Here is a 15,346-nt window from a genome sequence, read left to right as displayed (position 1 = left end):
GTTCATCATTCAATCTGTACCCATAATTTCCAAGCTTGAGTCAACGTTCTACCCCCGTTTTTGGCTTCCAACGGAAGGTTGCTGCCGATTGGGAAGGCAGTATATATCGAAACGAATCTCCGCTCATGACTACATCAAAGGAAACTTCTGCCTCACCCGTGTTAGCTGCAACCAGCACCATCGTTCCATCCGGATTGCGGAAGGTTACGTTCTCGATCTTGCCCTGTTCTTGCGTGGAAGCAACTCTCACAGCTCCCGGACGTACATAACGGCTGATGTGGCCTAACACATAATACTCGACGTTTCTAGTGATTTCATCACTGTCCGGGTCAATCGTCACAACCCCACGACAGTTCTCACAGCCACCATTCGTAGGTCCACCTTGCGGATCGAGTGCGATGTTCCAGAGCAGCACATTTTTTGCCCAGTTGCGAGGTGCACCAATGATGAGATTGGACATCTGCCAGCTCAGATTCTCGCCAAAATCAGGACTCCACTCCCCACCACTACATTCGGTAAAATAGATATTTTTGTCTGGGAAGCGCTCATGCACTTCCGACATGGCAGATGGATCACCTGCATAACAGTGGAAAGCAGATCCATCGATATAAGCAGCAGCCTGCTCATCACCAAGCACCTTGTTGGTATATTCAACTGCCTGATCCCAGTTATGATCATACGCAATGATTCGCGTGTCCAGTCCCGCATCCTGTAGAGCCGGGCCGAGATAATCCTGAATGAACATCGCTTGTTCTTCAGCTCCCATACTCATACTCGGATATTTGTCCGAGGTGAACTCCGGTTCATTTTGCAACGTGATCCCGTAGATGGGAATGCCCTTTGTCTGATAAGCTTTGATATATTTCACAAAATATCTCGCGTACGCTTCATACACCTGAGGATCGTTGTAATCCAGATACCAACCGTTCGTGGTCTTCTCCCCATACTTCATCCAGGCCGGAGCCGTCCACGGTGTGCCCAGTACGTTAAGATCCGGTTTCAAATCAGCTACACGCTCCAGCATGTTCACAACTTCCTGATCCTTTTCGATCGAAAAGGATTCCATGTCATAGTCCTTGCCAGACTCGATATCATCATAGGTATAACTCGAAGCCACACCTGTTTCATCTACCGAATAATCGGAGGCACCAATCGTATGACGCACCATATCCATGTTCAGCCCTTCTGTTGTAAACAGTTCCTTCAGCAGTTGCTCTTGTTGTTCCTCTGGGAGCTCGTTGATCAGATGTGCCGATGAACCCGTCATCGCTGCGCCAAAACCATCCATGGTCTGATACGTCTTGTCCGGGTCAATCTGTATGGTGAACGCCGACGAAGAAATGTCTGGCCCCTGCGTTGAAGAAACTGAAGAACTTGTGTCTGCATCATGGTGATCAGTAATTGGAATGGGCTTCTGTCGTGCAAGCAGATTGTGCTGATCTCCCGTGGTTAACCAGACTTCGGCCGTTCTCTGTTTGTCCACAACCGGTGGCGGAGCGGGTTGTTCACTTCGGTTGAAGATAAGCCAGATTCCTACACCGACAAAACAAACAGCAGCGATCAACAGGATCATCCATCGTTTGAGATATTCTCGCCAACCTATGTTTATCATGCTTCACTCTCCTTCCATTGTGGAAAAAGCCGCGGCCACTAGGCCACGACTCATTTTCCTAATCTATATGAAGTAGAACAAACTGCATTTAACGAAATAACTTCACTGGGAGAACAACCTTCCAATCTCCCTTATTGAACTTTTATTTACCGGACTTGCTTCCGATATTCACACTGCCTGTCAGACGGATATCATCCGATGCACTGCCAACATACACTTGGACTTTACCCTTAGGCATTACCCATTCATGGGATGTTTCATCCCAGTAGGACAATGCGCTGCGATCCAGTTGAATGTTGACCCGTTGTTGCTTGCCTGCTTTCAGATCAACCTTCGCCCAGCCAGCAAGTTGTTTCTCCGGAGTTTCAACTTTAGTTGGCAGATTGCCAACATAGACCTGTACCACTTCTGCACCGGAAACTTTACCGGTGTTACGTAAGTTCAGGGATACTTCTACGGTTGCTTTGTCGCCTTTGCCTGTGTTTTTCACATGCAGATTACGATAATTAAAATCGGTATACGACAGTCCGTGTCCAAAGGCAAACGCCGGTGTCATGCCTTCTTTGTCATATCCTTTATACCCTACAAAGATACCTTCGGAGTAGTTGCCCACCCCATTCACACCCGGGAATTGTTCCGCAGTGGATACCGGAGTTTGGGAATCATCTGATGGGAACGTCACCGGCAACTTACCGGATGGATTCACATCGCCGAACAGCACACGTGCCACTGCATTACCTTGTTCCTGACCTGCATACCAAGCCTGAACGATGGATGGCACTTCTTTTTGCCAGGAATCCATTTCAACAGCACGACCACTCATTTGCACCACGATCGTTTTTGGATTGGCTGCTGCTACCTTGCGGATCAGCTGCTCCTGGTTATTCGGCAGCTCCAGGTCGGAACGGTCGACGTAACCTTCACTGTCATACGTACGAGTTACCACGACGGCAACATCGGATTTTTTCGCCAGATCAACTGCTTTTTGCATTTTGATATCCACAGCGTCTTCTGGAGCTTCCCAGCCAAAACGAACCTGTGCACCCATATCATGATTGGTCTGTACCGGGAAATCCGTACGATACTCAATTCGAATATTGTGGGACTCGCCTTCTTTGAATGTGATTTCTTTCTTTGTTGTACTCAATGTTTCACCTTGATTGTCTACGAGTAACTCATCATCCACATACAGTTTCGCAGAACCGAGACTGGTCAGGGACAGTTTATATTCACCCGTTTGAGGCGCCGTAATTGCTCCTGTCCAACGAGCGGACATTTTGGCATTGAACTTCGTTGGTGTCACTGGAAGCTTGGAAGATTGTGCGTTAAAACCTTCATAGTTGTAGAATCCAAGATTCATGTTGACCTGATTATCTGTACGGACCAGAGAAGGGTTACCCTCCATATCTTTATTCGTCCAGTATTCAGCACGCAGACCGTATTCCGCACGATCTGTACCATAGTCTCTTTCACTTTCCTGAACATCCGCTGGTGATAAAAGAGTAGAAGGTACGGCGGACGGTCCATTAAATGCATCTCCTGCGGAGATAGGATCAGTTCCGGCAGCATATTTTACATCCACACCGTTACCAGCTCTGTTACGAATGCCTTGCAGCGGACTTACGGTATACGTCGGATTAACCAGACTGCTACCTCCACCAGCAGCAGATGCGTTATCTGCATCCGGTCCGATGACAGCGATGGATTTCACGTTTTTCTTGGACAGCGGCAGCACATTATCGTTGTTTTGCAAAAGAACCATGCTCTCTTCTGCAATTTTACGTGCCTGTTTGCCGTCTTTCTTGGCATTGATTTGTGTATTCGTTACAGGGTTATCGAACAGCCCTTTATCGAACATTTGAAGCAAAATGCGTCTAACCTTCTCATCAATGGTTTGCTCGCTGACTTCGCCATTGTTCACGGCTTTCAGCAATTTGTCTCCCCATTTGCCGTAAGGCTCTCCCGGTGTCTCCAGATCCAGACCCGCATTGGCGGACTTGGCTGTGCTGAAGTTTGCACCGTAGTCACTCATGACAAACCCTTCGAAGCCAAACTGATCCCGAAGGACATTGGTCAGCATCTCCTTGTTCTCACAAGCATATGTACCGTTCACCTGGTTAAATGAACACATTGCTGAACCAAGATCCGCTTTTTCAACCATCGCCTGGAACGGACGTGCATAGACTTCCTGAATGGCACGTTCGCTGGCTGTTGCATTGGTCGTGAAACGTTCCGTCTCCTGGTTGTTCAGGATATAGTGTTTCGCTGTAGCGATAACTGGATTACTTTGAATCCCGTTCACATACGCTGCACCCATGCCGGAAGCCAGTAGCGGATCTTCCCCGAGAGATTCGAAGTTCCGGGAACCCCATGGTGTACGTGCAATATCCAGCCCAGGGCCGAGCACTACATTATGTGTTGTATCATGTGCTTCCTGACCGATCAGATCGCCATATTTCTTGGCCAGATTGGTATCCCAGGAAGCGGCAAGCGCGATGGGTGCAGGCAATGCCGTGGACTTTTTGTCCTGCACATCCGGGTTAGCCACACGTACTCCTGCGGGTCCATCTGCCATCTGTAATGCCGGAATGCCGAGGCGCTCCAATCCATCATTATAGAAACCATAATAGTTATTTACTTTACCGGTTACGAATCCAACTTTCTCCTCCAGCGTCATCTCCTTGAGCAGCAGCTCAGTACGTTCCTCCGCAGACAAGGATTTGTTCATCCAAGGCCGATTGACCCCAGATTCCGCCTCCGCGGCGAAGGCGTGCAGCGGCATAGCCGCAACCGCCACGATGATTAATAACATAAACCATCGTTTGAGGAAAATCAGATTGAGTCTTCTGTTCATGTTGTAAGTTCTCCTTCTCTCTTGATCATTTTTCTTGTGCACATGTTGAATACATGTATACAAGGGAATGCGAACTGGCTTGATCCCAGTCTTTCAAGCATTCAGGTCGTCCTGCACATGGCTTCTGAAACTGCAGCCTGCAAGCAAGTCAGCAGATTTCGCTTCCTAACGATAGCCGACATGATCATGAATTACATCCCCTTAAATTTGGTAAATGACCGTTTAGAATAAGCCTAGTTCTTTGGAATCACCATATCAATAATTCAGATAACAAAACAAGAAAACGAATTATTTACATTTCCGTAACTACTTTCGAACAAATTCTTTACTTTTAAAAACAGTCGGTTCGACCCACTCCCGATCAACCAATTAATGCAATTAATTATCAGATTAAGGAATATGTCGACACACTCTGGGTCCTAAGTCTATTTGAAAACGGAATTAATCCGGTCCATTGAAATATCCAAAAATATAAAAGCAACTGAGGTCCCTTTTAACAGGTTCTTCAGCTGCCTTTATGTTGGAATTGCTCCATATTGTTCACTCCGTCCATGATTCTTGTTCTACACTCGTTATATTGAGATTTGAAGTTACTTTGAAAATCGGAGTAACAAATAAAAAAACCGCCCCACGGGGCGGTTCAATTCTAGTTCGTTCACTTCTAATTCTGTAACTGTGCAAGAATCTGCGGGTCCTTGATCTTTTTATCTTCGGCGAGCAACATCACCTTGGACAGAATCTCAGCTGTTCTCGGATCTTCATCGAGGAATGGCAGGAAGATTCGACCCCGATGCTGACTGTGCACCGGAACAATATGAAGTGCACCTGTGGCTTGTTTAAACACATTACCACTCCCCAGATGAACAGCATACTCACCCAATTCACCATCAATTCGTGCGTAATTCCCGTCCAGACGTACATTGTCGATCTTCAGCAGACGCAACGACTCGTTCACAATGACGTGACGCATCTCGATGGTTGTCAGGCTGGCTTCCGGATCTACGCCTCCCACATGTGCAACGCTGACCACCAGATCGATATCACGCATAACTTCCGAGAAGAACGTCAGCGGCACATCTTGCAGCGCTACAGGTTTGTAGCTCTTGCGATCGTAGAACTGCACCGTCTCCAAGGTAGGTGCTTCGGTATCTGCTGGTGAGAACCAATCTGCCATGGCATAGAGATTCGCGATCAGATTATGCTCATAGCTTACCTTCTGCAGACCTTCCTCATAACTGACAGTCCATTGGCGTCCTTTAAGCAGAGCTACTGCTTTTTTCGGTTGAATCTGATACCCCGCATATCGGCGGGACACCGTACCATTAGCCAATTCGTCCTCGTTAGGAAGATACAGCTCACGGAATACCTGCTTGAACGGCTGACGCTCCTGACGGGTGAACAGATCCCGCTGGAATTCACTCCAGCTTCCGCTCTGATACAGATGAAGCGGATGAGCAATCAACAGTTGATCCTGTTCCGCTAGTGCATGGACCGTACCCTCCGGTCCTGGTGCAACCAAACCATTGGATAATACATCGAATCTTCCCGTCTTGTCACCTGACTGGAATACAAGTGTTCTTACCAGCGGTTGTATAACCGGATTTTGCATCAGACTGGCAATTTCCTGACGTGTAAAGGATGTTCCAGCAGTCATCGAACGTTCCAGCTCCTGTCGTGCCCGGCGATACTGATCCACCAGATCCGATTTCAGCTCTTTCAGTTCAGCGATATATCCATCTTTTTTGAACCGGGCAGGTACAGATTTGAGTGTCTTACCTTTACTAACGATAACCATCTCGGGTTGGCCTTCCTCATCAATGACCAATTGTGCCGTCGTGTCAGCATCCAATGCATGAGGTTCAAAGAAGGATTTCATCTCATCCAACTTACGTGCTTCCATGTCCCACATCAGCCGCGTAACATCGGCATAACCTGCATTACGAGCAAGATTGCCCAGTGCAATCTGCGATGCCACACCTTCACTGGCACGGCGTTGCGCTCCGAATTGTTTGCTCTGCATCAGAAACTTCTGAATGAAGTCGTATCGCTCACGCAGATCCTGTTCACGATTTACAGCGAATGGAATCAAACTGTAGGTTAACAAATGATCCTTGTTTCGCTTGTCTGACACGGACTCACGCATATCGTCCAATCGAAGCTTGCCCAGTGCAGCATCTGCGAACAATTGGGATCTGCGGTGGTTAGATCCCCCGGAAATGTACTTGGCACAATCGTATAACAGATTGAATCGTTCCTCTCCGACAGCAGCATAGGCTTCTTCAAACCATGCGATATCAAACGCACCTTCATTAAAGTCCTGTGGTGAGATTGGAGAATAGTGGGCCACGATGGTTTCTTTCTCGGCAGTAAAGCGTTCATTAATATGGGCATGGAAGTACCAGGCTGCACTGCGTAGACCTTCCCATCCCAGATGTTTCGCTACAATCTCCATCCACTGCGGGGCGTACATGGCTGCTTCCAGCAATTTTTTCTCATTCACCGGATACTTATGGAGCAACTCCCCAAGACGCTTCTCATCTTCTCCATCCCGTGGATGACAATTCTGAATTAAATAGCTAAACGTCTCTTTACGTGTTGTGTTGTCTCCATAACTATAGATATATCCACGGACAAATGTATCCTGATCCATCGCCGAGACCAGATGTACCCAGTGTTCCATGCCTTCAATTCGATCCAATTTCATGGCAAGTGTGCTTACTTCTGTAGAGAGTTCTCCCCGGGTCAGCTCAATCTCCAGAATGCGATCGACCACCGCATCTCGCAATTGAACAAGCTTCGGATCACTTTCGATCATTTCTGTACGAGTGGATGTTAAGTCCCGAATAAACAACAGACGATTCCCACCGACCAGCACCTGTCGATATATCTCTTGATCATCAATCAGGTTCAACTGGTACGCACGCAGGAAATCTTCAAGTGACAGCAAAGACAGCGGTTGACTACTCTCTACAAGACTGGTGAACTGGTAAGCTGTCTGGAAGAAACGTTTGAAGCTGTTATCGTCATGGATTTTGCCACGAACTACATAATTCCAAGGTCCAGTCAGAATATGAAGCATGCCTGACTCTTTTTCGAGTCGATCAGCAGGCATACTTGCGATGATGGAGGCCCAGGTTTTCTCAGCTATTTCAAACGTGTCGATCGGATCGCTATCCTGAAATGCCGCCGATATCAGTGCCACTACCTGATCCTTATACGTTAACGAATCCAGCATCTGCTGCAGCTTTTCGATGTCATCCAGAGGATAGATCCGTTCGGCAAACGACTTGCGCCAGCCTTCCAATAACGGAATCTTCTGCAATTCGTCATAGTCATACTGCTCACGGAAATAACTGTAATGGTCGCTCAAATTGCCATTGAACTCCCCGAGCTGTATAGCCATGTATAGCTGCATCAGTTCCACACTGTTGAACTCGGCATGTTGAATATAGTTCTCCCATACGTCATGAAGCGGGAACTGTTCCATCTGCTTCATTTCATTCCGCTCTCCATATGGAACCTTGGAGCGAAGACTCGCTCCGACTAACAATGTGTCTTTATAGCCAGCGTAGTATTCCACTTGATACTCATAATCCCTGTGTTCATGCACTAATTCACTAAGTCCCTCCAGAAATGGTCTGGTCTTATCCAGAGAGAGTGTAAAGATATCCTTCGGATTATGGCCCTTGAGATCACGCTTCTCATCCAGCAATGGCTCACGTCGCTTCGGATCAAATAGACCAAATCCATTAGAAACTGTGTAACGTCTCCCCTGATCAGTCAGCTTATCCAGTAGTTTCTGTTCCTTGGCAGTGGGTGTCTCAATCAGCTGCGCCAATGGCTGCAATTGCTCCTGCTGATCTATCCGCTCTGGATCTGCCGCAATCTCGGTCAATAATTCTAGCGCACCCAAGCGCTGCAGCTCACTCTTGGCCTGCAAAAGTCGCTTCAGCGAGACCTCCAATTGGTCCACGGGTTGCAGTAACAATACATGAATGACCTTCTGACGAAGTGAGCCTGTTTTGAGCTTCATCAACGCCTCCATCTGTTTCATCTCATCCACCGTCAACGTGAGCAGCTTCGCTTTGGCGAGTGCACTCTCCCGATTACTGATGCTTTTATCAGACAAACTCTCAAACACAAACTGTCTTTGCACCTCATTATCGGGATGCTGAACAAACTGGGACAACAGTTCTCCGCGCAGTTCCGGGCTTAAACGGTCCTTGATTGCGATGACCTCCCCGATCCATTCCGGGTCCATATCATAAGCGGCCAAATATAACATTTTCTTGACTACATCATCCGTATCAATCCGGTAGTGAACATACTCAAGTACACCCGATGGTCCACCTGACCCTCCTTTTGGAATGGCAGCCAGCATCTGTTTGAACCGATCAAAATCCTGACGCCGCAAGCCCTTATCTCCAAGAGCAGGCAATGGCCACACGTAGACGCTACGCTGATTCTCTCCATTCTCGAAACTCCAGTTGTACATATACATCGCATCATAGTTGGTCACAATCCAGTGCATCAACTCGGTATCCTGCGCCTCCAGATAACGACGTGCAATGTCCAAACGAAGCTCCCTGTTCTGGCTGTTAGCCAGTACATATTGGGCAACAATCTTCTGATATAACTGACCTTGTTCCATAATTTCGATTATCTTGCTCTTCAATTCATTTTCTTCAATGACCGCTGTCGCCCACAGACTGATAAAGAGTTTGTTGGCGTTAGCTTCCTGCTGCCAGGCCTCGCGTACTTCTGGTTGCACAAGCGCCTGATAGGCCTGTTCAATCAACTGTGCGGCAACACGCTGGTTGGCTGCTTCTATACCGATCCCCGTCCATACGGCAAGCGCTCTTACCACGGAACTGAAACGAATCAGGTTGTTGTCGATAATGATTTTTAATATGTAAATATAGGCTTCAAGTGTCCCTTCATCCATCCGCTCCACAATGCTTTGGCGCAGCCCTTCTTGCAACCTTGCTGCAACGAGCAGCTCACCCACCATCTGATAGGCATCCGCCTGATCGCTCATGAATATACCTTTGATCATTTCATGGGTTAACAACGCCGTCTGATTGTCACCATAGATAATATCATGTAGCGCCTGCTTCATATCTCCGCCCTGATGATCCAGTTCATAAGCGATACAATCCGCCAGGACCCAACGGATCTCATGCAAATAATCCAGCTTGTACTCACGAAGTGACACATATTCTTCCAGCGAGAAATTTTTCATTTCCATACGGAACAATCCCATCAGTTTACGGATGACTTGTTCTACATGCTGCTCCGGATCGGATGTGCGGAAAGGGCGGCGTTCATAGTTGTTACTGTATGGGAAACGAGTCGCACGCTCTGCGATATAACGGAATCGTGCAACCAATGACTCGCTCGCCAGATGCTGGAGCACATCCAGTAGTGGCTCGAATAATGGTTTCTGCGTTTCTGCAGCCAACCTTTCAAGCAACTTATCAGTATTCAAAAACATCTTTTCGTCTCCACGTAAATACGTAGACCCGGCGATCTCCACAACATAGCCTGCCAGCTCAAGCTGTACCCCTGTTAACGACTTGGCTCTTTCCTGCAATCCATCCATATACACCTGTACTTGCTCTTCCTGATTCATCCTGTTCTCCTCCTTCATCGTTCTCTACCACAGACGTCCGGCTAGCATTGTAAAACGAATAAACACCACGTTATCTCCGTCTTTTACAACAAGTGACTCATCCAGTTCCTGCAATTCTTCATCGTTGAGAAACACTTTGTACAACCCATCCTCATATGCGGTTATAGCTGTCTCCATCGCAACTTCCAGATCAGGAACACCCTCATTGTATACTGCGCCAAACCCGACTTTCCCCACCGCTCCTTGCGCGTCAATATCATCCGGCATCAGGTAGGCGAACAATTCTGCCTGTTGTTTCTTTTCCTGAAGCGCTTTTACTTGTACAGCCACCATGTTCTCAATGAGCTGCCTTAACGTATGAGTTGTTTCCGGAAGTTCGGCAGCTTGCTTGGCAAGTACCGGCTTGCGCTTGCCCAGACTTTTTACCGTTATCCATACGTTCACTGCATTCCCTCCCTTATCCTGCTCTATTTGAAGAAGCTTCCATAAGCCCCGATATCTATACCACGATGCGGAATAACCTAAACTCGAAATGATTATCAGTCTCTAAATAAAATATAAAATACGTACATATGTACCCCTAATGAACATCATAACTAAAATTCAATCCATATTCATGAGCCAATCCTCATGTTTACGTGGAACCACGGAACTAGGGCCTACTTGCGTACATATACGCAAAAAAAGCCGCACAGTGTCATATAAATATGGACTGCACAGCCGCTAAGCTACTATTAGAACAGTTTATGTCGCCGGTAACCTGTAATTTTATGAGTCATCTCGCCAGACGCAACGGTCGAATGGTTACAGCTGCTGTCTTGAAGCCAGGCATCCGACAGAACGGATCTAGCTCTGGTCTGGTGGCCCGATTCACATTCTGAATGCCGCCCCAATGCATCGGCACGAACAAGGTATCCTCCCGAATGGAATCCTTGATGCGCGAACGAACCGTGAAGCTTCCGTACGTCGATTGAATCTCTACCCACTCTCCATCGTGAATGCGATAACGGGCAGCGGTAGCCGGGTGAAGTTCAACAAAGTTCTCCAATTCACGAGCTGCCAGTGCCGGACTGCGATGTGTCTGCACCCCTGTAAGATAATGAGGCAGCACACGCCCATTGGTGAGAATTAAGGGGAACTCCGAAGATATATCATTCCAGCCCGGGCTGGATTCAAATGTAAATGCCGCTTTGCCGTCCGGGTGAGCGAATCGTTCACCAAACAGCAGTCCTTCTCCCTGATCTTCGAGGGCAGAACACGGCCAGTATACCCCTTTCTCGTTACGCAAACGCTCATAGGTAATGCCATAGTAATCAGCCACTCCGCCACGACTCGCCACCCGAAGCTCATTAAAGATATCCTCAGCAGTGTCATATTCAAAATAAGAAGCTCTACCCAGTTGCGCGGCAATCCGGCATAATATATCCCAATCATCGAGCGTTTCTCCCGGCGCAGGCCGCCCCTGTTCACGGAGCAGAACACGCCCCTCCAGATTGGTCAATGTACCTTCATTCTCCATATAAGATGTAACCGGCAGAACCAGATCAGCCATTCGCGCTGTCTCGGACAGAAACATGTCTGCCACGATCAGAAAGTCCAGCTTGCGCAGACCTTCTTCCACCAAACGCACATTGGGGTTGGATACGACCGGGTTGGAGCCCATTACAAGCAACGCCCGAATCTCCTGATCGTGGACCTTCTCCATCATCTCGTAGGCAGATACCCCTTTGCCTGGCAAACTTGCAGGGTCTACACCCCAGACGGATGCCACATAGGCACGATCGGCTTCATTTTCAATGGATCGATAGCCCGGCAGCTGGTCAGCCTTCTGCCCATGCTCCCGTCCGCCCTGCCCATTGCCTTGACCTGTGATGGCACCATATCCGCAGCCTTCTCGGCCAATTTTGCCAGTCGCGAGCACCAGGTTCAAAAAGTGCCTCACTGCCATATGTCCATCCGTCTGCTGCTCCACACCACGTGCTGTCATGATCATGCCTGTCTCTGCCTCACCGTATGCCATCGCCGCCTGACGAATCAGCCCCAGATCAACCCCGCACGCTTGTGCCGCCTGTTCGAGTTGCAGATCAGCCAACCCTTGTATCAATTGATCGTAACCATGCGTTCGTTCACCAATAAAGTGAGGATCTATCAATCCGGCATCCATAATCACCTTCAACATGCTATCCGCCAGCAGAGCATCCATGCCAGGCTTCACCTGCAAATGAAGGTCGGCAATGGCAGCGGTTGCCGTCTTGCGTGGATCAATAACGATAATGAACGCCCCGTTCTCCTTGGCCTGATTGAAGTAGGGCAACAGGGTAGGTTGGCATTCTGCAATATTGGTGCCTGCGAGTACAATACAGCCCGCCTTGGGAATATCAGACAGTCGGAACGTCAACCCACGATCCATCCCGAACACTTTACTTCCAGCTGAAGCCGCAGCTGACATACAGAACCGTCCATTATAGTCGATATATTTTGTCCCCAATGCAACTCTGGCGAACTTACCGAGCAGATAGGCTGTTTCATTTGTCAGAGATCCGCCTCCGTATACTCCGACCGTATCTGCTCCGTATAAATCCCTCAAGTCCTGAAACCGCTCTGCGATGGTCTGAATGGCCTCCTTCCAGGAACAGGGTTCAAGCTCACCATTACGACGAATGAATGGATTCATTAATCGTTGACCACTGAGCGCATGTTGATGAGCATTCATACCCTTCACACACAACCTGCCCTGAGAGGCTTCATTCGGGACACCCTGAACCGTATACTCACCACGACGCTGGCCTGCAACAGGTGCAGCCAGTTCTTCAACAGTCATCTTGCACTGCACACTGCAATACGGACACTGGATCTCCTTTACATACAGCTTGGAGGCTGCTGGTTCTGAACTCACGGATAATCCCATCGTTCCATCCCCGCCTTTCATCTATATATCAGCTTGAAGTGTAGCTGCAAGTTCCTTCTGTAACTGGTCATCCAGCAGCGTTTCCCGAATCGACATGAATCCCAATCGTTCCGTCCATGCCCATAACGGCTCATCATACCAAGCGGTTTGGCGATACCATTGAAGACAGGCTGATGCAAGTGTGGCCGCTTGCACCTCTGTTTCAGCCACGCCGAGCAAGCCACCTTGTTTGACCGGATGCTCTGCATGACCGCCTGCATAGATCTCCCACCCAGCTGGTGAAGCCAGCAAGCCAATATCCTGCACCAGTGCGCTCACCAACGAACCGGGCCCTGGTGCAACTCCCATATTCACCGGCGACGGCATCACAGCGCCGATCCAACTCTCACGAAGTTGTGCAGCCAACCCCTTGGCATCTATTGCATAGGATGAAAGCGGGATCTGATCATCCCAGCGCACCTGAACCTCTGAGTGAGCTTCGATCTCTCGAACAACCATCGTTCCACCGGATACCTGTAAGTAATAATGAATTACGGGACGACATACCGAGCAACCAAGCTCCGAACCCCAACCCAGCTTCTGCAAGATCAAAGATAAGTCTTGTAGCCCTGTCTCCAAAACATCGATGTCAGCCAGTATTTCCTTCAGTTCTGCATGCCCAAGCGCCGTACAACTGCACACAGGCATTGGAGCAGGTTTATCTGGTGTGGCTACCACGCCAGTACCCCCGTTATTTTTCAGGTTATGCGTATGTTTCAACAGAGCAGCCACCATCGGGCGACAGCCACCGCATGAACCAGAAGCCTTGGTCTGCTCCTTCACCTGATCTGCCGTCTCGAGACCCTGTTCCTGAATAGCTTTCATAATGGCAGCCTTGGTCACATTGTTGCAGGCACATACGGTCTCCTGAGCCGGTAATGCCGCAGCAGCCATCTCAGCCGGGTCCGGAGCCCCTTCACGCGGAGCCAATTCCGCCACATCTTCGCCTCGTTGCACAAGTCCAAGCAATGCCGTTCCTTCGGTTGTATCTCCAAATAAAATGGCTCCGCGCACTTTGCCAGCCTGCATCAGTACTTTTTTATATGTGCCTTGAATGCCATCCAGATGTTGAATTGCGGTCTGCATGCCTTCCCCACTGATCTCGCCTGCCGAGAAAACATCAACCCCCGATACCTTCAACTGTGAGTAGGGAATAGATCCTTTGTATTCAGGTGTTTCCTGCCCACAGAGCGTACGTGCGAGCACCTTCCCCTGTTCGTATAAGGGGGCCACCAGACCATAACTGATTCCCCGATGTTCGGCACATTCCCCAACTGCGTAGATATCCGGTACACTGGTGCGCATATAGTCATCGACCAAAATTGCCCGATTGGTGGCGATTCCACTTCGTCTGGCCAGGTCCACATTTGGCCGAATTCCTACAGCGACAATGACAACCTGTGCTTCAAGCTTGGAACCATCTGTGAACTGAAGGCCCTGAACCTGTGATCGCCCGGTAATTTTCTGCGTATTTTTGGCCAAAAGAAAGGACATACCCTGCCCTTCAAGTTCCTGTTGAAGCATCGAGGCAGCCTTCTGATCCAACTGCCGGTTCATAATGTAAGGTGCGTTATGGACCACCACAGCTTCCATGCCCAGATGCAGCAACCCGCGTGCAGCCTCCAGCCCAAGCAATCCACCACCAATGACGGCGGCCTTGCGATATGTTTTGGAATAATCAGACATGCGCGTACAATCATCAATCGTTCGGAAGGACATGACCCGCTCTTTATCAATTCCCGGAATCGGTGGGATAAAAGGTGAAGACCCTGTCGCCAGAATCAGGACATCATAAGTTTCTTTTAGTCCGGATTCAGTCTCTATATATTTTCCACGGGTATCAATGCGGTGTACCGTTTCACCTGTACATAGCCGTATATGATGCTCGGCATACCAAGTCCAATCATTGATAATGATATCTTGTAACGAATGCTCACCCTGCAATACTTTTGATAACATGATCCGATTGTAGTTGGGACGGGGTTCATTGCCGTAGATTACAATCTCATACGTATCAGGCTCCAGTGCGATAATCTCTTCGACACACTTCACTCCAGCCATGCCATTCCCGATAATCACCAGTTTGCTTCTACTCATGGGCTGCCCCCTATCTCTCTCACCTGAAAATAAACAGAAAAATCCCTTCTCCATGATTCGGAAAAGGGCACCGTTGCCTCCGGAATCCACACGCCTTTGTGTGGATTCATATTAGATTCAGATTAAGGGAATCCGAATCTAATGTCAACTAAATTAACATTAAAATTGCGAATAACGATTAAAAAATGAATTATTTAAAATCCC

At 48.5% G+C, this 15,346-nt stretch carries 6 protein-coding genes; all 6 read right to left on the bottom strand.

Annotation, left to right across the window (positions count from 1 at the left end; genetic code table 11):
* Positions 1–40: 40 nt before the first annotated feature.
* The gene (locus MHI55_RS05110) at positions 41–1,612 is read right to left on the bottom strand and encodes a glycoside hydrolase family 30 beta sandwich domain-containing protein (protein WP_340389143.1); all 1,572 of its coding nucleotides are present in this window, start codon (positions 1,610–1,612) and stop codon (positions 41–43) included.
* Between the two features lie 142 nt (positions 1,613–1,754).
* Positions 1,755–4,466 carry a glycoside hydrolase family 3 C-terminal domain-containing protein gene (locus tag MHI55_RS05105; protein ID WP_340389141.1) on the bottom strand — a complete coding sequence of 904 codons (2,712 nt, stop codon included), beginning with the start codon at positions 4,464–4,466 and terminating at the stop codon, positions 1,755–1,757.
* Between the two features lie 661 nt (positions 4,467–5,127).
* Positions 5,128–10,098, bottom strand: a complete 4,971-nt coding sequence (locus MHI55_RS05100; protein WP_340389139.1) for a DUF4132 domain-containing protein — start codon at positions 10,096–10,098, stop codon at positions 5,128–5,130.
* A 24-nt stretch (positions 10,099–10,122) separates the two neighbouring features.
* A complete protein-coding gene (locus tag MHI55_RS05095) occupies positions 10,123–10,542 on the bottom strand; it encodes a hypothetical protein (protein WP_036606163.1) in 420 nt (139 codons plus the stop codon).
* Between the two features lie 331 nt (positions 10,543–10,873).
* Positions 10,874–13,006: a molybdopterin oxidoreductase family protein gene (locus MHI55_RS05090; protein WP_340389136.1), complete on the bottom strand. Its 2,133-nt coding sequence runs from the start codon at positions 13,004–13,006 to the stop codon at positions 10,874–10,876.
* A gap of 21 nt (positions 13,007–13,027) precedes the next feature.
* Positions 13,028–15,142 (bottom strand): nitrite reductase large subunit NirB, encoded by a 2,115-nt coding sequence (nirB, locus tag MHI55_RS05085; protein WP_340389134.1) that lies wholly within the window; start codon positions 15,140–15,142, stop codon positions 13,028–13,030.
* Positions 15,143–15,346: the final 204 nt, after the last annotated feature.

This window comes from Paenibacillus sp. FSL E2-0151, from assembly GCF_037993015.1.
In the GTDB taxonomy this organism is placed as follows: Bacteria; Bacillota; Bacilli; order Paenibacillales; family Paenibacillaceae; genus Paenibacillus; species Paenibacillus amylolyticus.
The sequence above is the reverse complement of the archived record's forward strand: the minus strand, read 5'-3'. Positions and strand labels throughout refer to the sequence as shown.

Coding starts and splice junctions, on each gene's coding strand:
- MHI55_RS05100 (WP_340389139.1), bottom strand. CDS start 10,098: ATGAATCAGGAAGAGCAAGTACAGGTGTATATGGATGGATTGCAGGAA.
- nirB (WP_340389134.1), bottom strand. CDS start 15,142: ATGAGTAGAAGCAAACTGGTGATTATCGGGAATGGCATGGCTGGAGTG.
- MHI55_RS05090 (WP_340389136.1), bottom strand. CDS start 13,006: ATGGGATTATCCGTGAGTTCAGAACCAGCAGCCTCCAAGCTGTATGTA.
- MHI55_RS05105 (WP_340389141.1), bottom strand. CDS start 4,466: ATGAACAGAAGACTCAATCTGATTTTCCTCAAACGATGGTTTATGTTA.
- MHI55_RS05110 (WP_340389143.1), bottom strand. CDS start 1,612: ATGATAAACATAGGTTGGCGAGAATATCTCAAACGATGGATGATCCTG.